This is a genomic window from Salegentibacter flavus, from assembly GCF_900115145.1.
Lineage (GTDB): Bacteria > Bacteroidota > Bacteroidia > Flavobacteriales > Flavobacteriaceae > Salegentibacter > Salegentibacter flavus.
This window is the reverse complement of record NZ_FOVL01000021.1, coordinates 19,949-43,765: the sequence shown is the minus strand read 5'-3', so window position 1 is coordinate 43,765 and position 23,817 is coordinate 19,949. Positions and strand designations below refer to the sequence as shown.

Here is a 23,817-nt window from a genome sequence, read left to right as displayed (position 1 = left end):
TACAGGTACCAGTTCCGGGATCTTTTTTATAAATTAATACCTGAGCCTTATCATATTCCTTATTTTTAAGAGGTTGTAACTTTAAAAACAAATCAGCAGTTGAATTATGAAAAAGTCTGGTCTTGATCTCTATTTTTTATTACCTATTAAGAATTTTATAGAAAAACAGACCTCGGTTGGACTGGTGTTGATCTTTTCGGCAATTCTGGCGATGATCGTGGCTAATTCTCCGTTAGCTGAAGCTTATCACAGCCTCTGGAAACAATACATCCATCTTGGCATAAACGATTTTGTTTTACGAAAAAACCTTTTGCATTGGATAAATGACGGGCTGATGTCTATTTTCTTTTTTATGGTAGGCCTGGAACTAAAAAGGGAAATCCTGCAAGGGGAATTGTCCAGCTTCGGTAAATCTATCTTACCCGTTGTTGCCGCCATCGGTGGAATGCTCGTACCGGCTGCTATCTACTATTACTTTAACGCCGGCGGACCGGGAGTCTCCGGTTGGGGAATCCCGATGGCTACCGATATTGCCTTTGCTTTAGGTATCCTTTTTCTGCTGGGGGACAGAGTTCCATTTACCTTAAAAATCCTCCTTACGGCAATTGCTATTGTAGATGATCTGGGAGCAGTACTGGTGATCGCCTTTTTCTATACTTCAGAAATTTCTATTGAAAGCCTGGCAGTGGGCGCTTTCTTTCTTTTAATTCTGATAACCGCAAATATTATTGGAATAAGAAATACGCTCTTTTACGCAATTATGGGAATAGGCGGTTTATGGCTGGCAATATTGCTTTCAGGGGTTCATGCCACCATCGCCGCGGTGTTGGCTGCCTTTGCTGTGCCTACTTCCAAACGTATCAATACCCCGCTTTTTCTGCGGAAGGCAAAAATGCTTTCTTTTGAAATAAAACAGCACAACCGCGACAGAGAAAAAAATCCCCTTGAAGCCGAGGAAAAGATTACCCATACCATAGAAAAGTTCTCTTCGTTAACTGAAGATGCAACTCCTCCCCTCCAACGCCTGGAACATGCACTTTATCCCTTTGTGAGTTTTGTGGTGCTTCCAATTTTTGCCTTTGCCAATGCAGGAGTTACTATAGATGTTGCCTCTTTTGATATCCTCCACAGCCCGGTAACCCTGGGCGTTATCTTCGGACTAATTTTCGGAAAATTCTTTGGAATTGTCATCTTCACCAGACTAATGGTCTTCTTTAAAATTTCGGCGCTACCCCGGAATGTGAAATGGAAACATATCTACGGACTGGGATTTCTTGCGGCGATTGGATTTACTATGTCCTTATTCATCACCGAACTCGCATTTGTAGATGAAGCTTTACAAGCCCAGGCAAAGATCGGGATTCTATTCGCTTCGATGCTTGCAGGATTAATAGGATATTTCTACTTAAACATCATCTCTAAAGCCAAAAAAAGAAAGAGTAAAGTTTAACAACGGAAGGATGTCGATTATTAAAATTTTCCTAAATTTAACTTGCAAAAGTTGATGGGACAATTCTTAATTAACTAATAAACCTGATTCTAATCATATTACAACCGGGACAATTGCCCAAAATTTGCCTCAAAATCTAGCTTGCATATGACCAGTTGTTTTCACTGTGGTGAAGAATGTAGAGAAGAGCATATACGGTATCAGGAGAAGGATTTCTGTTGTACGGGTTGCAAAACCGTCTATGAAATTCTGAATGAGAGTGACCTTTCCTATTATTACGAAATGGATAATAATCCGGGAATCTCACCGGCTTCTTCCCAGCGAAAATTTGACTTTCTTGACAATAAGGAGATCGTTGCAAAACTTCTGGAATTCAACGAGAACAACACCCAGGTGGTCAACCTGCTCATTCCCTCTATGCATTGCAGTTCTTGTATCTGGGTTTTGGAAAACCTCAATAAACTCAATCCGGGCGTAAAAACCTCTCAGGTTGATTTTCCGGGCAAAACAGTGCGAATCACTTTTGATTCTGAGGAAGTCTCATTAAAAGATCTGGCATACCTGTTAAGTAGAATTGGATATGAACCTTATATTTCCCTCAAAGATTTTGATGAAAAGAAACCGGATATAAACCGGAGCCTTATCTATAAATTAGGAGTGGCGGGCTTTGCCTTTGGGAATGTGATGTTCCTCTCTTTCCCCGAATATTTTGAAGTGGATGAATTCTGGTTAGACCGGTTCAAAAATTTATTCCGTTGGATGATGTTTGCTTTTTCCCTTCCCGTTGTTTTTTATGCGGGCTCCGGCTATTTCATTTCAGCTTATAAAGGTTTGCGGGCTAATATGTTGAATATAGATGTGCCTATAGCCCTGGGAATTGCCGTATTATTCCTGCGTAGCACCGCAGAGATTGTCCTGGACCTGGGAACAGGCTTTTTCGACAGTCTAACCGGTCTGGTGTTCTTTCTGCTTTTAGGTAGATTTTTTCAGCAAAAAACATACTCCTACCTCTCTTTTGAGCGGGATTATAAATCTTATTTCCCCATTGGAGTTACCAGGCTAAATTCAGAAAACATTGAAGAGCAGGTGCAGGTTTACAATATCGAACCCGGAGACCGTATCTTGATAAGAAACGGCGAATTAATTCCAATAGATGCGGTCCTGATGAAGGGCGATGCCCTTATAGATTACAGTTTTGTAACCGGAGAAGCCAACGCCGTAGAGAAATTACAGGGAGATACCCTGTTTGCCGGGGGACGCCAGCAAGGCGGATTGATCGAGATTGAAGCGATAAAAGCTATGAACCAGAGTTATCTTACAAAACTCTGGAGCAATGAAGTTTTTAAAAAGAATAAGAGTACAGCTTTTCAAAGTCTTATTAACCAGATCAGCAAGCGTTTTACCGCGGCCGTATTGAGTATTGCATTCCTGGCAAGCCTGTTTTGGATAATTTATGATCCTTCAAAGGTTTTAAATGTTTTCACCGCCGTACTCATTATAGCCTGCCCCTGTGCCATAGCCCTGGCTACCCCTTTTACACTGGGAAATTTGCTTCGCATCTTCGGAAGGAATAAATTTTACCTGAAGGAAGCAGGAATTATTGAACAGATGGCACAGATTGATTGCCTGGTCTTTGACAAAACCGGAACGATCACCACCAACAAAAAGGCAGAAATCTATTACGAAGGCCTTAAGCTCACCGAAGAAGAAGAAAAATTGCTCAGCGGAAGTCTGCGAGCATCCGGACATCCACTCAGCCGGCAGTTATATGATATTCTCAATAAAAATGAAATACTTACTCCGGATGAATTTACCGAACATACCGGAAAAGGCATTGAAACAAAACATAAACAAAGCAACTTAAAGATAGGTTCAGCCGAGTTCGTACAGCAACCTTTAAGCGAAGCCGCGCAAGCCAATAAAACCGCGGTGCATATTAGCAGTAACCGGGAATACAAGGGTCGTTATGTTTTCAGGAATTCCTATCGGGAAGGTCTGGAAGAACTCCTGGAAAAGCTTGGAAAAAACCGACAGATCTTTATTCTCTCGGGGGATAATGACGGGGAGAAAGAGCGCCTGGAAAAGATGCTTCCGCTGCAAACCAAATATTATTTTAACCAGAAACCTGAAGATAAACTGGAGTTTATAAAAAAGCTTCAGCAGCAAGGGAACAAGGTGATGATGGTTGGGGATGGTCTTAACGATGCCGGGGCCCTGGCCCAAAGTGATGTGGGAATATCGGTTTCAGAAAATATAAATGTTTTTTCTCCTGCCTGTGACGGGATTTTGGATGCTACCAAGTTAAAAGACCTGCATAGCTTTTTTGAAATTTCAGAAAAAGGGATGAAGATCATTAAATGGAGTTTTGTACTAAGCCTGTGCTATAATCTTGTGGGTCTGGCATTTGCGGTAACGGGGAATTTAATGCCGGTTATTGCAGCAATCCTTATGCCCCTGAGTTCCATTAGTATAGTAGCTTTTACCAGCCTGGCAACTAAGCTTGTTGGAAAAAGACTTAAGCAATTTTAAACTTATGAAACCTGATTGAAGTCATATTTTAAATTTTAACAAGCCATTATTTTTGTGGTGCAATTAACTAAACAATGAATATTATCTACCTGCTACTGGCATTAAGCGTTTTGGTAGCCATAATTTTCTTTATAGCTTTTATCCTCTCGGTAAAAAAGGGCCAGTATGACGATATGTATACACCTTCGGTCCGGATGCTGTTTGAAGACGAATTAGTAAACTCAAAATCCAAAAATAAAACCACCAAACAAGAGAAAACTGAATAATTATGCAAACAGAACAGTTTTATTACGATAATAAGATCGTAAAGAATTTTACCATTGCCACCCTTGTATGGGGTATTGTGGGAATGAGTATTGGCCTGCTTCTGGCCTTCATGTTTCTATTCCCTAACCTTACCGATGGCATTTCCTGGCTTAGTTTTGGCCGATTAAGACCGCTACACACCAACGCGGTAATCTTTGCTTTTGTGGGGAACGCTATTTTTGCCGGAGTATATTACTCCACCCAACGGCTACTCAAAGCCAGAATGTGGAGTGACGCCCTTAGTAAAATCAACTTTTGGGGGTGGCAGGCAATTATTGTTGCTGCAGCTATCACCCTGCCAATGGGTTTTACCAGTTCTAAAGAATACGCCGAACTTGAATGGCCGATAGATATCGCTATTACAATTGTTTGGGTAGCTTTTGGACTTAACCTTATTATGACAATGATTAAACGCCGGCAGCGCCACCTCTATGTAGCTATCTGGTTTTATCTGGCTACTTTCGTAACTGTTGCTGTTTTGCATATCGTAAACAACCTGGAAATACCTGTTTCAGCATTCAAAAGTTATTCTATTTTCTCTGGAGTTCAGGATGCCCTGGTACAGTGGTGGTACGGGCATAATGCGGTGGCTTTTTTCCTTACCACACCTTTCCTTGGGCTTATGTACTATTTTGTACCTAAAGCGGCCAACAGGCCTGTTTATTCATACCGACTATCAATTATTCACTTCTGGTCATTGATATTTATTTATATCTGGGCCGGACCACACCACCTGCTGTATTCTGCATTGCCTGATTGGGCTCAGAACCTTGGTGTTGCTTTCTCGGTAATGCTGCTTTTCCCGTCCTGGGGTGGGATGATTAACGGACTGTTAACTCTGCGTGGAGCCTGGGATAAAGTAAGGACAGATCCTGTACTTAAATTTATGGTGGTAGCTATTACCGGGTACGGGATGGCAACTTTTGAAGGCCCTATGCTTGCGCTAAAAAATGTAAACGCAATTGCCCACTTTAGCGACTGGATTATAGCCCATGTACACGTTGGTGCTTTAGCCTGGAACGGTTTCCTAACCTTTGGGATGGTCTACTGGATGGTGCCCAGATTGTTTAAAACAAAACTTTATTCGGTTAAACTTGCCAATGCGCATTTCTGGATAGGTACTCTTGGTATTATTATTTATACCCTGCCAATGTATGTTGCCGGATTCGTGCAGGCTTCTATGTGGAAGCAATTCAATCCGGACGGAACTCTTACCTACGGAAACTTCCTGGAAACCGTAAGTTCAATTATACCGATGTACTGGATGCGTGCAATAGGCGGTAGTTTGTATATCGTTGGTGCTTTCATCCTGCTTTATAACATCGTGAAAACCGTAAGACAGGGAAGCGCTGTAGAAGATGAACTTGCTGAAGCCGCACCGCTGCAGAAAGTTACCAGAAAACGTGTTACCGGTGAAGGTTACCATACCTGGCTGGAAAGAAGACCGGTAAAACTTACTCTTTATGCTACTATAGCTATTCTAATTGGTGGAATCGTACAGATAGTACCTTCGCTGATGGTAGACGATTATGTCCCGGTGATTTCCAGTGTAAAACCATACACGCCACTCGAACTTGAAGGCCGCGATATTTATATCAGAGAAGGTTGTGTGGGATGTCACTCCCAGATGATCAGGCCTTTTAGAAGTGAGGTGGAACGCTATGGAGAATACTCCAAAGCGGGTGAATATGTTTACGACTATCCTTTCTTATGGGGTAGTAAACGTACCGGCCCCGATTTAATGCGGGTGGGCGGAAAATACTCCGATAACTGGCACCTGAACCATATGTACGATCCGCAGAGTACCTCTTCCGGTTCTATTATGCCGGCCTACAAATGGTTGATCACCGATGAGTTGGATAAGAGCGATACCGAAACTAAAATGCGAGCTCTTAATACCCTGGGAGTACCATATACTGAAGAAGAGATCGCAAATGCACAGCAGTGGATGCTGGAACAGGGAACTGAGATTGAGGAAAATCTTCATACCGATCCTGACTTCGCACGTACCTATCAGGCCGATAAAGAATATGCGGAAGAGAACAACACCGAATTCGTAGAGATGCGTAACCGGGAGATCGTGGCACTTATTGCCTATCTACAACGTTTGGGAACCGATATTAAGGTAATAGATTCACAGGAAATTTCAGCTAAAAACGAGTAATCATGTTAAAATTTATAAAAGGAAATCTTGAAGCTATAGATGGGGTAACAATCTACCCCATCATCTCCCTACTTATCTTCTTCATCTTTTTTGTTGCCCTTTTCTGGTGGGTTTTCACTGCGAAAAAGGAACACATCAATGAAGTAAGTCAGCTACCCCTAGACCAAAACCAAGAAAACAACGAATTATGAAATCTACTTCGTCATATTTAAGAATTGCAGGATTCGTAATCCTGGCGTTCCTCTTAATAGAATTAAGCATCGAAGCTGAAACCACCTGGGTATTTGAGCAGTATCCATTTGTCTGGGTTGTTTTAGGCTTGATCCTTATCATTGCCATCGCTATTGAAGTCTCTCTGGCAGCCCTTAAGAATATGGTGCATAAAAGTCTTGATGAGAAGGGGCGCGATAAGCTTTTTCAGATAGAAAAAACCCAGCACGAAAAACGTACTGCCTGGTTTAGACGTATCTATGACAAGATGCTCACCAAAAAACCCCTGGAAAAAGAAGATGAGATTATCTTAGATCACAATTATGACGGAATTCGCGAGCTGGATAACGATCTGCCCGCATGGTGGTTATATGGTTTTTACATCAGTATAATCTTCGCGGTTATCTATATGGCACGCTACCACATTTTTGACGGACCAGACCAAACAGAAGAATACCTTGCTGAAGTTGCTAAGGCCAAAGAACAGGTAGAAGCCTATAAAAGAGAGAATCCGGATCTACTGGATGCCTCCAACGTTGAATTACTAACCGATGCTGCTGACCTTGAAGCCGGGGAAACAATTTATATGGCAAACTGTATTGCCTGTCACCGTACAGATGGCGGGGGTTCTATTGGCCCTAACCTTACCGATGAACACTGGATCCTTGGAGGAGGAATAAGCAATATTTTCCACACCATTTCTGAAGGAGGTCGCGATGGAAAAGGAATGGTGGCCTGGAAATCCTCTCTTAGTTCTGAAGAGATCGCCCAGGTATCAAGTTACGTGATGAGCCTGGAAGGCACCAATCCGCCAGATGGCAAAGCCCCTGAAGGCGATGTTTGGACAGAAGATTCAGAAGATTCAGAATAACTGGGAAATTGAATTTAAGAGAATAAAAAGTTGGAAAACAACGAAAGTTTTAGAGATACAATAGCCACCGCGGGCTCAAAAGGAGAGAGAAAATGGATCTATCCCAAGAAACCCGAAGGAAGGTTCTATGACTATCGTAAATACGTTAGTTACCTGCTTCTTATCTTTCTTTTTGCCGCACCTTTTATAAAGATAAATGGGAACCAGTTCCTGATGTTCAATATCCTGGAACGACGCTTCAATATCTTCGGATTTCCCTTCTGGCCTCAGGACTTTCACATTTTTGTGATTATGATGGTGATCGGGGTGGTTTTCATCATCCTCTTTACGGTTGCCTTTGGAAGGATTTTCTGCGGATGGCTTTGCCCCCAAACTATTTTTATGGAAATGGTGTTCCGAAGAATAGAATACTGGATAGAGGGCGACCGAGGTAAACAAATGCGTCTCAGTAAACAGGAATGGAATGCCGAAAAGATTAGAAAAAAAGCAATTAAATGGTTCTTGTTTTTCATTATCTCCTTTCTTATCGCTAATGTTTTTCTGGCATATCTTATTGGAAGCGACCGTTTGCTGCAATACGTAACCGATGGCCCGATGAACCATCTAAGCACCTTCTTTTCTCTGCTTATCTTCACCGGGATTTTCTATTTTGTCTTCGCCTGGTTCAGGGAGCAGGTTTGTGTTATCGCCTGCCCTTACGGAAGGCTTCAGGGTGTGCTTCTGGACAACAAATCCATTATAGTTGCTTATGATCATAAACGTGGGGAAAAAGAAAAAGGGCGTGCCAAATTCAAAAAGAATGAAGACCGTGAAGCCAGCGGAAAAGGAGATTGTATAGACTGTTTTCAGTGCGTACAGGTTTGTCCAACCGGGATTGACATCCGAAACGGGACTCAGCTGGAATGTATTAACTGTACGGCCTGTATAGATGCCTGCGATTCTATGATGGAAGCCGTAGATCTTCCAAAAGGCCTTATTCGCTATGCCAGTGAGGAAAATATTGAAAAAAAGGCAAAATTCAGGTTTACACCAAGGCTTAAAGGCTATACAGTAGTATTAGGAATTTTAACTGCAGTCCTTATCGGGATGCTGTTTGTTCGCAGCGAGGTAGAAGCGCGTATTTTACGCTTACCCGGCCAGCTTTATGAACACAAAGACGATAACGTGATCAGCAATGTGTATACCTATAAACTGGTAAACAAGACCACAGCCGATTTCGGTGATATTGAATTTAAACTGATGTCCCATCCGGGAACTGTAAAACCGGTGCAGGATAAGGAGATCGTGGTACCGGGACAGGAATTGAGTGAGGGAACATTGTTCATAGAGATCAATGCCTCGGCACTGGAAGATGAAAAGGAAAAGGTTGAAATAGGAATCTATAGCGGCGATAGACTCATTGAAACGACGAAGACGATGTTTATGGGTCCGCGCAGTTTTAATTAGGTCCTGTTTAACTAAAATTAAAATGATATACATATGAAAATTAACTGGGGAACAGGCATAGTGATTGGGATGACACTTTTTATAAGTTTTATCCTTTATCTGGTTTTCAATATGCTCACAAATGAAAAGTTTGATCACGATCTCGTGACTGAAGATTATTACAAAAAAGAACTTTTATTCCAGCAGGAGATCGATGCAGAAACACGGGGAAATGCCCTGACTGAAAATATAAGCGACCGAAGAATCGAAAACGGATGGCTTATTGAATTTCCTGAAGACCTTAAGCTCGCTGAAATTTCAGGGAATTTAAATTTTTACCGACCTTCTAACGCGGAGCTGGATTTTGATATTCCATTAAATCTGAAATCCAATCGTATTGAAATCGACGACGCAAAGCTGATTCCCGGAAGATGGAACATTAATATTCACTGGGAATATCAGGGGGAAAACTACCTGTATAAAAAAGAAATCGTATACTAAAATATGCTTGTTTCAGCGCTCATTTTCGGCCTTTTAGGAAGTTTTCACTGCATAGGAATGTGTGGACCAATAGCCTTTTTACTTCCGGTAGACAGGGAAAATTCCCTGCGGAAAGCGGGCCAGGTGAGCCTTTATCATATCGGGAGAATTTTCTCTTATGCTATTATCGGACTCTTATTCGGAATTATAGGCAAAAGCTTTGGTTTGTTTGGGCTTCAGCAGCAATTATCTATTGCCGTAGGAATCCTGATGATCCTGGTTATCTTCTTACCCTATAAAGCATTTAATAAAATTAATGGCTCCGGCCCTGTTTACAAGATTATTTCAAAAGTAAAATCGGGTCTGGGACAAAGCCTTAAGAAGAAAACGCCCGATACCTTTCTCACCGCCGGATTCCTAAATGGATTCCTTCCCTGTGGCCTGGTATATATGGCGGTTTTTGGGGCAGTAGCTTCGGCCAATGCACTAGAGGGTAGCCTGTATATGATGCTGTTTGGCCTGGGCACCGTACCGATGATGACCGCAGCGGTCTACCTGGGAAATTTTATAAGTGCCGGAGTAAGGCAAAAAATCACCAAAGCTGTGCCCGTATTTGTAGTGATTATAGGTCTGCTTTTTATTATACGCGGGATGGGATTAGGAATTCCCTACCTCTCTCCCATTGAAATGACTCCAAAAATAACCGCAGTTCAATCCTGCCATTAAATATAAAAATGATGACTTTAGCTAATAATCTCGCATTGGTAAACTGGGAATTGGGTACCTACATTATAGGTTTCTTTGTCGTGGTATGTGCCGCTCTTATTTTTATCGTAATAAAGATGATCTATGGAGATAAAAAAGAATAAGTTCATATTCTATAATCAAAAAAAAACACGGATTCATCCGTGGTTTTGGTTTTATAACAAAAATAAAATACGTTTTACATCGTCATAGAAAATAACCTGGTATCGGGAACATTTCTTTGTAACCTTAGATCAAAAGCCATACAGATATTGCGAACAAAAGGTCTTCCTTTTTCAGGAATATGTAATCCGGTTTCTGAGAACTCTACCAGCCCATCACTTTCCATTTCTCTAAGTTTCACCAGGACTTCCGGTAGTTCCTCAAAATAATCTTCAGGAGCTTCCCAGCTGGTTTCCAGACGACACATAAGATTAAGAATATGTTTCCTGATCTTAAGATCTTCTTCGTTTAAAATATGACCTCTAAAGACCGGGATTTCTCCTTTTTCAACTCTTTCCTGGTAAGTTTCAACAGTTTTTTCATTCTGCGCGAAACCATACCAACTATCGCTAATTGCCGAAACTCCCAGCCCAATCATCAAACCTGTATTGGAGGTGGTATATCCCATGAAATTCCGGTGAAGACTTTTCTCCTCAACTGCTTGATAAAGCGAATCGGATTTAAGGGCAAAATGGTCCATGCCTATTTCAACGTAACCGGCTTCTTCCAGCATCCGCTTCCCGGTTTCATACATTTCCCGTTTAGTTTCCCCATCGGGAAGATCATCGTCATTAAATCCTCGTTGGCCGCTCCCTTTTATCCATGGCACATGGGCATAGCTGTAAAAAGCAATACGATCTGGCATTAGCAACTTGGTCTTCTCTATGGTTTCAATTATATGTTCTTTTGTTTGAAAAGGAAGACCAAAAATTATATCGTGACCTATAGAATTATAGCCTGCTTCGCGCGCCTGGTCTGTAGCCCGTTTTACATTTTCAAAAGGCTGAATTCTGTGAATAGCGATCTGCACCTTCATATTATAATCCTGAACCCCGTAACTCACTCTTCTAAAACCTAATTCGGCAAGTTTAGTAAGATGTTCTTTGGTCGTATTATTCGGATGACCTTCAAAACTAAACTCCACCTCCTCTGCAAGCTCTGCTTTTCTGAAGATGGTTTTTAGCAAAAATTCAAGATTTTCTGGAGAGAAAAAAGTAGGTGTTCCTCCCCCAAGATGTACTTCTTTTATAATCGGTTTATAAGGAAGCTCCTGAAGGTACAATTCCCACTCGTGAATTAAGGTTTCAATATACGGAATCTCCACCCCGTGCTGTTTGGTGATGCGTTTGTTACAACCGCAAAAGGTGCACAGGCTTTCACAAAAAGGCAGGTGTAGATAAAGGCTTATTTCCCGATTTTCATTAAAGCGTTTAAGTAAGCTATCCTTCCAGGCCTGAACCGAAAATCCGGTATCTTCCCAGAAAGGAACGGTTGGATAACTGGTATAACGTGGCCCTGGAATATTGTATTTTCTGATAAGATCAGAACTCATTTAGTTTCGTTTAGGCTACAAAGTTAAAGCACCACCTAAACGATTAATATGATTTGAATCAGGTTACCGGGGTTTCTGGAACTCTAGTCTCCACCGACTTCTCCAATTAAATTAAAAGCACCTATAAGAAGTATAGTTTCGTTTTCTAAACTTTCCGGATTTTCTAAGCTAGTTACTCTTTCAAAAGTCTCTCCAGGAGATACACTTTGTTTTCTAAAATAATAGTTTTCCTCATCTTCCTTTTCCAGAACAAGAACAAAATATTCCCCATCCTGTTCAATTACGGCTTCTTCCGGCAAACCTTGTTTTTTAGCTTCACTTGTCAAAATTCGGGCTTCCACAAACATTCCCACCGTAAATTCTGAAGCAATACTGTCGGGAAGATGACCATGAACTCTTACATTCCTTTTCTGCTGGTCAATAGTTTTCCCTACCAGTACAACTTCGGCCTCAAAACTCTCATTTGAAGCTTCTGGAGTATTAAAAAGTATCTTCTGACCTTCCTTTATCTTTCTCACGTCTTTTTCAAAAACAAGGAGTTCAAGATGAATATGTTCAGAATTAATGATTTCCATTATTTGATCTGTTGGAGAAACGAAACTTCCCCGGCTCACCGAAATATTGCTGGCATTTCCACTAATTGGAGAATAAATATTTACCACAGAACGTATTTTACCGGCTTCTACTGCAACGGGATCTATGTTCAGCATTCGCAGTTTACTTTGCAAACTGTTTCTTGCGGTTTGAGCCCGTTTATAATCGCTTTCGGCTTTCAGAAAGTTTTTTCTGGAAGTTATATTTTCTTCAAGCATAGTTTGCTGCCGCTCAAATTCGGCTTTCAGGTAATCCAATTGACCGGCTACATCCATATAGTCCTGTTGCAACTGAACATATTCTGTACTTTCCAGGCTCACCAGAAACTGTCCTTTGGAAACCTTATCCCCTTCCAGCAACTCAATATCCCTTATGTACCCACCCATATAGGCATTAATGCTGGCCCTGTTTTGTGGGGGCACATCAATACGACCATTGCTACGCACTACTTCAGGAAAATTAGACTCTCTTAGATTTCCTGTTTCAAGTTCGCTATCCTGAAACTGGGCTTTTGATATAACGATCTGGTCATCCTGTTCTACTTCTTCCACCTCAGATTGATCAGCAGATTCTTTACAGGATACCAAACTTAAGGTCAAAAGCGCTATGAATATATATATGGATTTCATCGGTAATATTTTACAGGTTTAAATAATTTAAAGAAATGATGGTTTGGTTGTAGGCATTTAGGTTTTCCAGGTAAGACAATTCGATATCATAAGCATTTTCGAGACTCTGGATGTATTGAAAGAAGTCTATCTCTCCGTTCTCGTAACTGCCGTTTGCGGTTTTCAGGATCTCCCGGGAAAGCTGTCTGCCCTCATTTTCGTAATAACTAAGAGCCTCCTGGTATTTTCTAAGCTCGGCCTCGAGTTGGTTGAATTTGGTTTGAAGAAGGATTCTGTTATTTCGGGTCTCCTGCTCTGCTCTATCCATGGCGATTTTTGAAGCCTTAATCTTTGAGGCCTGTCCGCTAAAAAGAAGCGGAATTTTAATCCCTACCTGGTATCCATACAAACTGTAATCAATATCAGGAGTGGTCCCCTCAAAATAATTTATACTGAAATCGGGCAAAAGTTGCTGCTTTTCCAGCCTATTTCGAACCGTAAAGTAGTTTTCCCGGCTATCATAATAGTTCAGAAGTTCGTGGTTTTCTATTCCCAATCGCGTCATTTCCAGCTTTCTCAAACTATCTTTTTCAATACTGAAGTCTTCCTCTGCCTGAACTCTGCTCAACAACATCTCATAAGCCGCTTTAACTTCTTCTCCTGCTTGTTGATATCGGGTTTGTAATTCTCTTTGTTTTGCCTGAGCCGTGATCTTTTCGAGATAATTCGTTGCCCCCAGTTCAAATCGTCGTGTTGCCGCGTGAGCAAACCTGCTGTATAAACTGTCCAGAACTCTATAGATTTCCTCTTTCTCCTGTTCATATTTGAGTTGGTAAAAGGCTGAAGCCAGCTCTTTTTCTAACTGAAGGCTTACAAGTTGATAAGCCTCCTCTTGTACTCTCACATTTGCCTTATTGAGTTTTTTAGCCGAAAAGTAAACGGTGGGAAAAGAAAAGTTCTGCTGAATTCCAAAAATCCTAAAGGGCTCATCTGTTGGTCCCTGTTCCATTTGATTATAGTTGTAATAGACCTCGGTTTTATCGAAACTAAATGCCGAATTCACCATTGCATCAGCTTCAGCTCTGTTTAGGTCTGAAACCTGTAGCCCGGCGTTATTTTCAATAGCCAGCTGGCGAACCTCTTCAAAATTCAAATCTTTTTCCTGGCTGAATGCGGGAAGGGAAAACATCAAAATAATAATTGGTAATTTGTATTTACTCTTTTTAAAATGAACATTCTCCTTTTCTGTTTTTTTGCCCCCGAAAATGGAATATAAAACGGGCAATACCACCAGGGTCAATAAAGTTGCTGTTACCAGTCCTCCAATAACCACGGTTGCCAATGGTCGTTGCACTTCGGCTCCTGCTCCAGTTGAAATGGCCATAGGAAGAAAGCCCAGGGCAGCTGCAGAGGCTGTTAACAATACTGCCCGTAGTCTGTCTTTGGCTCCTTTTTTCATTAAATGGTCTGTATGTTCCATTCCCTCCTTCTTTAATTCTTTATAATGTTCAATAAGCACGATCCCATTAAGCACGGCTATCCCAAAAAGTGCGATAAATCCAACACCCGCCGAAATACTAAACGGCATATCTCTTATCCAAAGCAATAACACGCCTCCAACCGCAGCTAGTGGAATAGCCGAATAAATAATCAATGCATCCCGCACCGACTGAAAAGCGAAATACAGCAGAAAGAAAATAAGCACCAATGCTACCGGCACCGCAATCTTCAATCGGTCTTTAGCGCTTTGCAGGTTTTCAAACTGCCCGCCATAAGTGATGTTGTACCCTGGTGGTAATTCAATATTAGCACTAACCAGAGCTTCCACATCATCCACCACCGATTGAAGGTCGCGATTCCTAACATTCACCCCTACTACAATCCTTCTTCGCGTATCATCTCTGGAGATCTTGGCCGCACCTTTTTGATAACTTATTTCTGCAAGTTCACTAAGTGGAATTTTGTTTCCTGCCGGAGTGTCTACATACAGATTTTCCAAGTTTGAAATATCTTTTCGATTTTCTTCATTCAGTCTCACTACTAGGTCAAAACGTTTCTCACCTTCGAAAACGCTTCCCATTTTTTTACCTGCAAACCCGGCACTCACCACTTCATTAAGGTCTGAAATATTGAGCCCGTAGCGGGCAATTTTTGATCTGTCGTATTTTACACTCATCTGAGGCAGGCCGGCGATCTTTTCAACGATAATATCAGCGGCGCCTTCAACATTACTGATTAGGCTCTCGATTTGGTGGGCTTTGCGATTGAGGATATCAAGATCTTCCCCAAAGATCTTGATCGCAATATCGGCACGTACTCCGGTGATGAGTTCATTAAAGCGCATCTCAATAGGCTGGGTGAATTCTACTTCCATCCCGGGGATAATCATTAATGCCTCTTTGAATTTTCCTGCCAACCCATCTTTGGTATCAGCCGTTACCCACTCCTTTTTTGGGGTAAGAGTGATAATCACATCGCTTTCTTCCATAGACATGGGATCTGTTGGAACTTCAGCAGCTCCAATTCTGGTCACCGCCTGTTTTACTTCGGGAAATTCAAGCAGGATCTTCTCTATTTTGGTTGTGAGCTTTATGGTCTCACTCAAGGAAGTTCCTGTTTTAAAAACCGGCTGGATTACAAAATCTCCTTCATCCAGGGTGGGTACGAACTCTCCCCCCATAGTAGTGAAAATATATACGGTAATGGCAAGGACAACCACAGCAAGGCCAAGCACAAGTTTTTTGGCTTTAAGTGCCCATGTGACTGTGGGAGAATAAAGTTTAATAAGAAAACGCATCAGCCGAACTGAAATGTTCTTATCAGATAATTTTCCGGGTTTTAAAACCATGGAAGATATTACCGGAACATAAGTAAAGCACAAAATCATAGCTCCCACTAAGGCAAAACTAAAAGTTAAGGCCATGGGTCTAAACATTTTTCCTTCTACTCCACTTAGGGAAAGAATTGGAATAAAAACTATTAAAATGATAAGTTGGCCGAAAATTGCGGAGTTCATCATTTTCGAAGCTCCGGTAAAGGTGATTTTATTTTTAGCGCTGCTTAATTCAGATTTAGAAAGATTTTCAAGATCAGATCTTTTCATGGTCATCTGGTAGGCGATGTACTCAACGATAATCACAGCCCCGTCGATAATTATTCCGAAGTCGATCGCCCCCAGGCTCATTAAATTGGCGTCTACTCCGAAGAGATACATCAGGGAGAAAGCAAAAAGTAAACAAAGGGGAATTACCGAAGCTACTACCAATCCGGAACGCAGGTTTCCGAGCAATAAAACTACTACAAAGATCACGATTAGAAATCCCAGGATGAGGTTTTCTGTAATGGTCCAGGTGGTTTTTTTTATAAGTTCGCTTCTGTCCAGAAAAGCATTGATATACACCCCTTCAGGCAAGCTTTCAGAGACCTCAGCTACCCTATCCTGTACGGCTTCAATAACCTGTTTGGAGTTTCCATCTTTTATCATCATTACCTGGCCGAGTACCTTCTCCCCTTCGCCATTCCCTGTAATCGCACCAAAACGGATAGCATTTCCGAAGCCAACTTCAGCAATATCCCGAATATAAATCGGGTTGCCATTAGTATTTTTAACCACAATATTCTCAATATCCTCCAGGGAGTGCACCAGACCTTCTCCTCTTATAAAATAGGCCTGATTGAGACGTTCTATGTAACCACCACCGGCTATGCTGTTGTTTTTTTCCAGGGCGGTGTAGACTTCAGAAGCGGTGATATCCATCGCCATCAGTTTTTCTGAATCTATGGCTACTTCATATTGCTTAAGCTTACCTCCCCAGCTATTTACCTCTACCACACCGGGAATTCCGGATAGTTGTCGCTTAACTATCCAATCCTGGATAGTTCTGAGTTCCATTGCCGTATACTTATCTTCATATCCCGGTTTTGTATCAAGAATATACTGGTAGATCTCACCAAGTCCCGTAGTGATTGGGCCCATCTCAGGTTTACCGAAACTCTCAGGAATATTTTCTGAAGCCGATTTGATCTTTTCTGCGATGAGCTGCCTGGGTAAATAAGTACCCATCTCCTCCTCAAATACAATGGTCACCACTGACAATCCAAATTTTGAAACCGAACGAATTTCTATAACTCCCGGCAAGTTTGCCATTTCCAACTCCACGGGATATGTTATGAATTGCTCCATATCCTGGGTGGAGAGGTTTTGGGAAGTAGTAATAACCTGTACCTGATTGTTGGTGATATCGGGTACCGCCCCAATGGATAACTGACTTAAGGAATAAAGTCCGTAACCAATTATAAAAAAAGTAAACAAAAGAATAATAAGTTTATTCTTTATACTAAAACTGATAATTTTTGACAGCATATTTTATGTGTAATCTATGAAACAAAACCTAAGAGGTTAAAAGTACTAAAGTAGATTACACGTTTCGTGGGGGCTGAAAAATTTCGTGATTCCTGAGGGTAGAATGACCTTCTTTATACATGTAATTTAAGGAATTTTCCTGTACTGGAGATAATTTCACCAAAGAAAGTTTATGCTGCGGAATAAAAAAAACTAAAGCTGTCTGTATCGAATTTTGCTGATTAAAAGGTAAGTTATCGTGTTCAGGGTGGTCATCGTTATTATCCTGATGCGCTTCTTTTGCATTCCCATAATGTTTGGAGAAAAATTCAGTAAAACCATCGCCATAATTTTTGGAATGGTATTCCAAATGCTCTAGCATATCACCCACCCGCACCAGATCTTTTAGACCGGGGTTAAAACCCTGCAATAAAAGGGTAAGACTTAGATATATTACAGTGAATCGCTTCATAATCTAAGAGTAAAATTACAAAATGTTTTTCTTATTTTTTGAGGATTAATTAACTTCCTCAGGTTAAACAATGAAATTTCAGGGCTAACCCTACTTCCTCCTTCCAGTTCAAAAACCTAAATTTGAAGCCATGGAAGAATCCCGTTTGTTAAATACGCTTAAAGAATATTTTGGTTACGAAAGTTTCAGGCCGCTTCAGGAGAAGATTATAGCTTCGGTTTTTGAAGGCCGGGATAACCTTGTTATTATGCCCACCGGGGGCGGTAAATCTATTTGCTTTCAGCTTCCTGCATTACTGCTCCCGGAGATCACCCTGGTGATTTCCCCTTTGATCGCCCTTATGAAAGACCAGGTAGATGGGCTTACCGCTAACGGGATACCGGCAGCATTTTTAAACAGCAGCCAGACTGAAAATCAGCAACAGGATATTTTCAAAAGGATTGAAAAGCGAGAACTAAAACTCCTTTATGTCGCTCCTGAAAGTCTTCAGGTTATAGACCGGTTTCTTTCCAACGGAAAAGTGAGCTTAATCGCAATTGATGAGGCACATTGTATTTCGAGCTGGGGCCACGATTTCAGGCCGGCTTACACCCAGCTGGGATATTTGAAAAAGCGTTTTCCTGAAACCCCGGTAATAGCTTTAACCGCCACTGCCGATAAGGCCACCCGCCAGGATATTTGCAATCAACTAAATATTCCAAATGCTGAAAAGCATATCGCCTCCTTTGACCGGAAAAACCTGAGTCTGGAGGTGCGCCCGGGAATAAAACGTTTTGAACAAATCGAAAAATTTATTACTCCCCGAAAGAATGAAAGCGGAATAATCTATTGCCTAAGCCGCAAAACCACTGAAGAGCTCGCGTCAAAACTTAAGGCCAAAGGTCATATAGTTGAAGCCTATCACGCCGGCCTGCCCCATGATACACGCATACAAATCCAGGACGATTTTATTAACGACCACAGCAAGATCATATGTGCTACCATCGCATTTGGAATGGGAATAGATAAATCAAACATTCGTTGGGTGATACATTATAATATGCCTAAAAATATGGAAGGCTATTATCAGGAAATAGGTCGTGCCGGCCGGGACGGATTAGCTTCAGACACCCTGCTGTTTCATAGTTATGCCGATGTGGTACAGCTACAGAAATTTGCATCAAATGCCGGAAACAGCGAGGTGCAGCTCGCGAAACTGGACCGGATGAAACAATATTCTGAATCCCTTACCTGCAGGCGAAAGATTTTGCTGAATTATTTTGGGGAACTCAAACAGGAAGATTGCGGGAATTGTGATATCTGCAGAAACCCGCCTAAATTCTTCGACGGGACAATTATTGCCCAAAAGGCTCTTTCCTGCATATATCGTTTAAAGGAACAGGAACCACTAACAACAGTTATAGATGTGCTAAGAGGTGCTCAAAACGAAGCGGTTTTTTCTAAGAATCACCAGAGTTTAAAAACTTATGGGATTGGGAAAGAAACTTCCTGGCAACACTGGCAAAACTATCTTATTCAGCTTATAAACCTGGGATATATAGAGATCGCTTTCCATCGGCACAACAATTTGCAGCTTACAGAAATTGCAAGGAATGTGCTTTTTAATGGAGAGAAAGTTCAGGTCGCTAAAGTCCCAGACCGAAAAGCCATTCTTAAAAACACCGAAGAAGCCTCAACCGGAACTACAAATTCCCTCTTTGAAAGACTCAGGGAGTTGCGCTTAAAAATCGCTCATGAGGAAGGTATCCCCGCCTATCTTATCTTCAATGATGCCACCCTGAAAGAAATGGAGAAAGAACGCCCGATGACAGACGAAGAGTTTATCCAGATTAATGGAGTTGGCCGCAAAAAGATGCAGGATTATGGTTACCAGTTCATCAAAGAAATCATCGCATTTTCAAAGAAGAAGAGAAAACCAAAAAAGAAAAAGAAAGGCAATACCTATAAGATTACTCTGGAACTTTATCGGGAAGGTCTTTCAGTTGAGGAAATATCAAAAAAACGGGAGCTAGCCATAACTACCATCTATTCGCATTTGGCGAAACTCTACACCAACGGTGAAGAAATTGATATGAGTAGGTTGATCGATAAAAATGAGATCGAATCGGTGAAAAAGGCCCGGGAGAAACTCGGAAATCCTGAAACCTTAAAACCCTACTACGAACATTTTGAAGAAAGCCTGGATTACTGGACGATTCGTTGTGCACTGGCGGTTCTGGATAAAGAAGAAGTTCCCGGGGAATAATCAGGTAAAATCAACTTTGTTTAAAATAAGTCCAGATGCTGGTGCGATATAATCCATTTGCATATTACTGCCAGGCTTAAGGCTCATGCGAATGTCTTCCAGGTTAAACTCTCCACGCCCTACCAAAACCAATGTTCCCATCATCAATCTTACCTGGTGTCTTAAAAATCCTTCCCCGCTTATTCGGAAAAGGAAAGTGTTTTCAGGAAAGAAACTGGCTGTTATTTCTGTGTTTTCTACAATTTCAGATATAAGCATCTCCCTTTCAAATTTGCTGTTTTCTGAAACCCTTACGCAGTAATTTCTGAAATTATGCTGCCCTCTGAATAAAGCTGCAGCCTGTTTCATTTTTTCAATATCCAGATCCTCCTGGAAATTGGCCATTAACGGAGCACAAAAAGGATGGTTTTTATCACCAAAACTAAAAAGGTAAGTGTATTCCTTATATTTTGGATGCTGAATGATATTGAATTTCGAATCCACCTCTATGATGGATATGGCACGGATATCCTGAGGTAAATTAAGATTAAAAAGTTTTAGAAATTCCTCCAAATCCTCAAGAGGCCTTTCATCCAGAAAAAGTTCGAAGGCGCTTTCCATAGCCGAAACCATTGCATCGGTACGACTAGTACCAAGGATCTTGAATTTTTCCTCCGGCATTACATAGCGCAGCGTTTTGGTGACAAGACCTTCAACGGTTTTTACATGAGGTTGTTTTTGCCATCCGTGTAACCTGAACCCTAGGTATTGTATTTTTATTAAATAATAAAATCGCTTACGTTGCAAATTTTGTTTCCTTTTTTCTCTTTATTCTTCCATTGCTGGGTTGATTAATATTCCCAGCGTCGCTTCTCATTCATTTTTTCCATCTCATCGATGTCTTCTCCTGGAATAACCTTCGAAAAGGATGGATGCTGCTCTATGGCATATTCGATCTTGGTTACGATCTCTTCTATGGTCTCATTCTCGTAATCGATCTCCAGAGGGGGTTTGATCACGAAAGACTGGAGAATTCCTCGTTTTTTGATATGAAATCCTTTTTTATCGAAAGATCTTCTGAAACCATCTATCACAATAGGTATAACGATAGGTTTATAATCCTTAATAATATGGGCCGTCCCTTTCCTGATAGGTTTAAAAGGTTTAGTGGTTCCCTGCGGAAAAGTGATCACCCAGCCATCTTTTAAAGCTTTCCCAATATTCTCAGTGTCGTGCGGATTTACTTCCCGCTCCACTTCCTTTCCCTTTTCCCGCCAGGTGCGTTCTACACTCACAGAACCCGCATAAGCCATAATCCTTGTCAAAAGTCCCGAACGCATAGTTTCTTTGGCGGCAACGTAGTAGATATTGAGTTTTGGCTGCCAGATATATCCAATGTTTTTAATGGTATCTACACGGCCGCTAAGACTGGCATTAAAAACGTGAAACATGGCGGTTACATCGGCGAAGTATGTCTGGTGATTGGAAACGAACAGCACATTGGTATCGGGAAGGTCCTTGATGATCTCTGAGCCCTCGATCTTTAATTGATTAAACCCCTGGTATCGTTGATGAGTTAGCACTCCGAAGATTCGGATAAGCCACTTTTTTAAAAACAAAATATGCCCAAAGGGGTTTCTTTTAAACAAGCCCATGATGCTATTTTTAAAACTTTCTGTTTACGCTTAACAGTACTCCGGAAAACCGGGCAAATATAATATAATTAAGATTTTAGAGAACCTTTTCCAACAATACCTTTATTTCACTCAACATCATAGCAGTTGCGCCCCATACTATCTGGTCATTCAGCCTAAATGCCGGCACCTCAATATTTTTGGCGTAACTGGTACTCAAGGTTTGATTTACAAGGCATTTATTATCCAAAAAATGCTCAAGATTAACTTCCAGTATCCTTTCTACTTCACTTTCCTGCGGTACCATTTTTGGGGTATATTCCAGCATTCCCATAAAAGGATGCACCCAAAAATTACTGGGAGGAATATACAGTTTGGTAAGTTCCTTAACCACTTTTATTTCAGATTGTGGTATACCTACCTCTTCCTCGGTTTCTCTAAGAGCCGTATGTACAAGATCACGATCTGAGGTTTCTACCCTCCCCCCCGGAAAACCTATCTGGTTTGAATGCACCCCCTGGTAGGTTCTGCGTAAAATGAGCACCAGTCTGGTATGCCCGTCTTCTCCGGGGTAAAAGACGGCCATTACCCCGGCTTTTAAAGGATTTCTTTTTTCGATATCCAGCAAGGATAATTCATCAAGTCGGGTGGCAGGTATCAATTTATAGTGCGCTTCCTCGCCAGGAAGCGGTAATTTTTTTAATTTTGGGATCCTGTCTTTAAACTCTTGAAAATCCATGATACGAATTCTTTCTGTTTTATCCTTTGCGTTTATTTTGATCTTCAGCAGTTGTGAAGATAAGCAATCTTCTTCGAAAAATAATACTGAAACCGCCGTAGATACCCTGAAAAACAAACAACCGAAAGTTGATTCTGTCAGGCTTTCTGAAGAGGAAAAACCCCAAACCGAATCTCCTGAAGAAGAAGGAGTAACAAGTATAGATTTCCCCATCGAACAGGAGGAATTGATTCCAACCCTAACGAAGTATGGAGAACAAAACCCGGAAACCCGCATCAGGATTATCACCAGTTTTGGGGATATTGAAGTTAGTCTTTACAGGGATACCCCATTACACCGCGCTAATTTTATAATGCTAACAAAAGATAAGTATTTCAACCATACTTATTTTTACCGGGTTTCTCCCAATTTTGTCATCCAGGGCGGAAACTCAGATAACAGGGCGACCTCCCGGCACAGGAGTAAAATAGGTTCCTATCTAATTCCAAGTGAATTTGAAGCAGGATACCGGCACGTTCGGGGTGCTTTCTCGGCAGCAAAATACAGCGAGCAGAATGTAAGCAAGGCTTCTTCTCCTTTTGAGTTTTTCATTGTCACCAAATCCGATGGCGCACACCACCTGGACAATGACCATACTGTTTTTGGTCGCGTTACTAAAGGTATGGATGTTGCTGATGAAATATCCAAGGTGGAAACAGGCCAATCTGAATGGCCAATTGACAACATCGAAATGGATATTGAAATTATAGAATAAACCTAGCGGCCTGTATAATAATTATAATCTGAAATCACCTGTTGCACAAAATCACTGGGTTGTTGCTGCGGATCAATATCCAGCAGATTAGATAACTTTTTAGAGAGCATAAGGATAATTTGATGATTCCCGTTTATTCTGGCATTTCTGTAAAGATTTTTCACCTCCTGAATATCGGGATCTTTCAGCATACTCACCTGTGGATAAAGGGGCTGGTAATCTTCTGGAATATCTACTCCCAGGCTATTTTCAAGTCCAATTTGTTTCTTTTCGCTAATCACAGTGGTACCTGCTGCAATATCACCAAGACGCTGGCCTTTTCCGTTTAGCAGAATACTCACAACCGCAATCGCGCCACTGCTTATGCTTATATCTATTAGCCGAAGCAACCAACGAATCACAAAGTTGGAAAATTCGGGGCGGGAACCATCCATCTTTACCACCCGTAACTGCAGGATTTTCTTACCGGGGGTTTGGCCATTCCAAAGGCTTTCCCAAAGCAGGTAATAAAGTAGGACAGGGACACCCAGAATAAGATAATAAACGAATTCGCCTGCAGAATCCAGGCCAGTACCTGCAATAATGAATGAACTAAGAATAAGGTAAACCCCTAATAAAAAGCTATCTACAATAAAAGCCAGGATACGATCTCCAATGCCCGCCACGTTTTGACGAATACTTATATTTTGAGCGGTTTCAATTTGAAAATTATCCAT

Annotated in this window: 20 protein-coding genes; 12 read left to right on the top strand and 8 right to left on the bottom strand. The window is 41.3% G+C overall.

The genetic code is table 11. The annotated features are described in order from the left end of the window. The first annotated feature begins 106 nt into the window (after nt 1-106). From nhaA to BM266_RS17505, 10 genes are all read left to right on the top strand, one after another. Nucleotides 107-1,450, top strand: coding sequence for a Na+/H+ antiporter NhaA (gene nhaA / locus BM266_RS14195; RefSeq protein WP_093410867.1), 1,344 nt, complete (start codon nt 107-109; stop codon nt 1,448-1,450). Between the two features lie 147 nt (nt 1,451-1,597). Next, nucleotides 1,598-3,979: a heavy metal translocating P-type ATPase gene (locus tag BM266_RS14190; RefSeq protein WP_093410865.1), complete on the top strand. Its 2,382-nt coding sequence runs from the start codon at nt 1,598-1,600 to the stop codon at nt 3,977-3,979. A 74-nt stretch (nt 3,980-4,053) separates the two neighbouring features. Then, the gene (gene ccoS, locus BM266_RS14185; RefSeq protein ID WP_081211004.1) at nt 4,054-4,245 is read left to right on the top strand and encodes a cbb3-type cytochrome oxidase assembly protein CcoS; all 192 of its coding nucleotides are present in this window, start codon (nt 4,054-4,056) and stop codon (nt 4,243-4,245) included. A gap of 2 nt (nt 4,246-4,247) precedes the next feature. Further along, the gene (gene ccoN / locus BM266_RS14180; protein WP_093410864.1) at nt 4,248-6,449 is read left to right on the top strand and encodes a cytochrome-c oxidase, cbb3-type subunit I; all 2,202 of its coding nucleotides are present in this window, start codon (nt 4,248-4,250) and stop codon (nt 6,447-6,449) included. A 2-nt stretch (nt 6,450-6,451) separates the two neighbouring features. Further along, nucleotides 6,452-6,640 (top strand): CcoQ/FixQ family Cbb3-type cytochrome c oxidase assembly chaperone, encoded by a 189-nt coding sequence (locus BM266_RS14175; protein WP_093410862.1) that lies wholly within the window; start codon nt 6,452-6,454, stop codon nt 6,638-6,640. Beyond that, the gene (locus BM266_RS14170; RefSeq protein ID WP_093410860.1) at nt 6,637-7,530 is read left to right on the top strand and encodes a cbb3-type cytochrome c oxidase N-terminal domain-containing protein; all 894 of its coding nucleotides are present in this window, start codon (nt 6,637-6,639) and stop codon (nt 7,528-7,530) included. The genes BM266_RS14175 and BM266_RS14170 overlap by 4 nt, the downstream gene beginning before the upstream one ends. Before the next feature lie 30 nt (nt 7,531-7,560). Further along, nucleotides 7,561-8,976: a cytochrome c oxidase accessory protein CcoG gene (gene ccoG / locus BM266_RS14165; RefSeq protein ID WP_093410858.1), complete on the top strand. Its 1,416-nt coding sequence runs from the start codon at nt 7,561-7,563 to the stop codon at nt 8,974-8,976. 33 nt (nt 8,977-9,009) lie between these two features. After that, nucleotides 9,010-9,456 (top strand): FixH family protein, encoded by a 447-nt coding sequence (locus tag BM266_RS14160; RefSeq protein WP_093410856.1) that lies wholly within the window; start codon nt 9,010-9,012, stop codon nt 9,454-9,456. 3 nt (nt 9,457-9,459) lie between these two features. Beyond that, nucleotides 9,460-10,161 (top strand): sulfite exporter TauE/SafE family protein, encoded by a 702-nt coding sequence (locus BM266_RS14155; RefSeq protein WP_093410854.1) that lies wholly within the window; start codon nt 9,460-9,462, stop codon nt 10,159-10,161. A gap of 8 nt (nt 10,162-10,169) precedes the next feature. After that, complete coding sequence (locus BM266_RS17505) at nt 10,170-10,304, top strand: hypothetical protein (protein WP_262506708.1); 135 nt, start codon at nt 10,170-10,172, stop codon at nt 10,302-10,304. A gap of 74 nt (nt 10,305-10,378) precedes the next feature. Here the strand turns inward: BM266_RS17505 and hemN are convergent, their stop codons facing one another. The 4 genes from hemN to BM266_RS14135 all read right to left on the bottom strand — a co-directional run bounded on the left by hemN (nt 10,379) and on the right by BM266_RS14135 (nt 17,750). Beyond that, nucleotides 10,379-11,734, bottom strand: coding sequence for an oxygen-independent coproporphyrinogen III oxidase (gene hemN, locus BM266_RS14150; protein ID WP_093410852.1), 1,356 nt, complete (start codon nt 11,732-11,734; stop codon nt 10,379-10,381). Nucleotides 11,735-11,817: 83 nt separating this feature from the next. Then, entirely contained in the window at nt 11,818-12,957 is a 1,140-nt protein-coding gene (locus BM266_RS14145) for an efflux RND transporter periplasmic adaptor subunit (protein WP_093410850.1), read from the bottom strand. A 10-nt stretch (nt 12,958-12,967) separates the two neighbouring features. Next, nucleotides 12,968-17,299: a CusA/CzcA family heavy metal efflux RND transporter gene (locus BM266_RS14140; protein WP_093410848.1), complete on the bottom strand. Its 4,332-nt coding sequence runs from the start codon at nt 17,297-17,299 to the stop codon at nt 12,968-12,970. Between the two features lie 55 nt (nt 17,300-17,354). After that, the gene (locus BM266_RS14135; RefSeq protein ID WP_093410846.1) at nt 17,355-17,750 is read right to left on the bottom strand and encodes a hypothetical protein; all 396 of its coding nucleotides are present in this window, start codon (nt 17,748-17,750) and stop codon (nt 17,355-17,357) included. A gap of 130 nt (nt 17,751-17,880) precedes the next feature. Between BM266_RS14135 and recQ the strand changes: the two genes are divergently transcribed. Then, complete coding sequence (gene recQ, locus BM266_RS14130) at nt 17,881-19,995, top strand: DNA helicase RecQ (RefSeq protein WP_093410843.1); 2,115 nt, start codon at nt 17,881-17,883, stop codon at nt 19,993-19,995. On the opposite strand, the gene truA is transcribed toward recQ, so the two are convergent. The 3 genes from truA to BM266_RS14115 form a co-directional block, all read right to left on the bottom strand. Beyond that, entirely contained in the window at nt 19,996-20,781 is a 786-nt protein-coding gene (gene truA, locus BM266_RS14125) for a tRNA pseudouridine(38-40) synthase TruA (protein ID WP_093410842.1), read from the bottom strand. 44 nt (nt 20,782-20,825) lie between these two features. Then, nucleotides 20,826-21,629, bottom strand: a complete 804-nt coding sequence (locus BM266_RS14120) for a lysophospholipid acyltransferase family protein (RefSeq protein ID WP_093410840.1) — start codon at nt 21,627-21,629, stop codon at nt 20,826-20,828. 76 nt (nt 21,630-21,705) lie between these two features. Then, nucleotides 21,706-22,347, bottom strand: coding sequence for an NUDIX hydrolase (locus BM266_RS14115; RefSeq protein WP_093410839.1), 642 nt, complete (start codon nt 22,345-22,347; stop codon nt 21,706-21,708). Between BM266_RS14115 and BM266_RS14110 the strand changes: the two genes are divergently transcribed. Further along, complete coding sequence (locus tag BM266_RS14110; protein ID WP_093410836.1) at nt 22,346-23,101, top strand: peptidylprolyl isomerase; 756 nt, start codon at nt 22,346-22,348, stop codon at nt 23,099-23,101. The two genes, BM266_RS14115 and BM266_RS14110, sit on opposite strands and share 2 nt — an antisense overlap. Before the next feature lie 2 nt (nt 23,102-23,103). Here BM266_RS14110 and BM266_RS14105 read toward each other — a convergent pair whose 3' ends face one another. Then, the gene (locus tag BM266_RS14105) at nt 23,104-23,817 is read right to left on the bottom strand and encodes an RDD family protein (RefSeq protein WP_093410834.1); all 714 of its coding nucleotides are present in this window, start codon (nt 23,815-23,817) and stop codon (nt 23,104-23,106) included.

Coding starts and splice junctions, on each gene's coding strand:
- BM266_RS14160 (WP_093410856.1), top strand. CDS start 9,010: ATGAAAATTAACTGGGGAACAGGCATAGTGATTGGGATGACACTTTTT.
- BM266_RS14115 (WP_093410839.1), bottom strand. CDS start 22,347: ATGGATTTTCAAGAGTTTAAAGACAGGATCCCAAAATTAAAAAAATTA.
- BM266_RS14140 (WP_093410848.1), bottom strand. CDS start 17,299: ATGCTGTCAAAAATTATCAGTTTTAGTATAAAGAATAAACTTATTATT.
- BM266_RS14175 (WP_093410862.1), top strand. CDS start 6,452: ATGTTAAAATTTATAAAAGGAAATCTTGAAGCTATAGATGGGGTAACA.
- BM266_RS14155 (WP_093410854.1), top strand. CDS start 9,460: ATGCTTGTTTCAGCGCTCATTTTCGGCCTTTTAGGAAGTTTTCACTGC.
- recQ (WP_093410843.1), top strand. CDS start 17,881: ATGGAAGAATCCCGTTTGTTAAATACGCTTAAAGAATATTTTGGTTAC.
- ccoS (WP_081211004.1), top strand. CDS start 4,054: ATGAATATTATCTACCTGCTACTGGCATTAAGCGTTTTGGTAGCCATA.
- BM266_RS14105 (WP_093410834.1), bottom strand. CDS start 23,817: ATGGATAATTTTCAAATTGAAACCGCTCAAAATATAAGTATTCGTCAA.
- hemN (WP_093410852.1), bottom strand. CDS start 11,734: ATGAGTTCTGATCTTATCAGAAAATACAATATTCCAGGGCCACGTTAT.
- ccoN (WP_093410864.1), top strand. CDS start 4,248: ATGCAAACAGAACAGTTTTATTACGATAATAAGATCGTAAAGAATTTT.
- BM266_RS17505 (WP_262506708.1), top strand. CDS start 10,170: ATGATGACTTTAGCTAATAATCTCGCATTGGTAAACTGGGAATTGGGT.
- BM266_RS14170 (WP_093410860.1), top strand. CDS start 6,637: ATGAAATCTACTTCGTCATATTTAAGAATTGCAGGATTCGTAATCCTG.
- BM266_RS14190 (WP_093410865.1), top strand. CDS start 1,598: ATGACCAGTTGTTTTCACTGTGGTGAAGAATGTAGAGAAGAGCATATA.
- BM266_RS14145 (WP_093410850.1), bottom strand. CDS start 12,957: ATGAAATCCATATATATATTCATAGCGCTTTTGACCTTAAGTTTGGTA.
- BM266_RS14135 (WP_093410846.1), bottom strand. CDS start 17,750: ATGAAGCGATTCACTGTAATATATCTAAGTCTTACCCTTTTATTGCAG.
- BM266_RS14120 (WP_093410840.1), bottom strand. CDS start 21,629: ATGGGCTTGTTTAAAAGAAACCCCTTTGGGCATATTTTGTTTTTAAAA.
- nhaA (WP_093410867.1), top strand. CDS start 107: ATGAAAAAGTCTGGTCTTGATCTCTATTTTTTATTACCTATTAAGAAT.
- BM266_RS14110 (WP_093410836.1), top strand. CDS start 22,346: ATGATACGAATTCTTTCTGTTTTATCCTTTGCGTTTATTTTGATCTTC.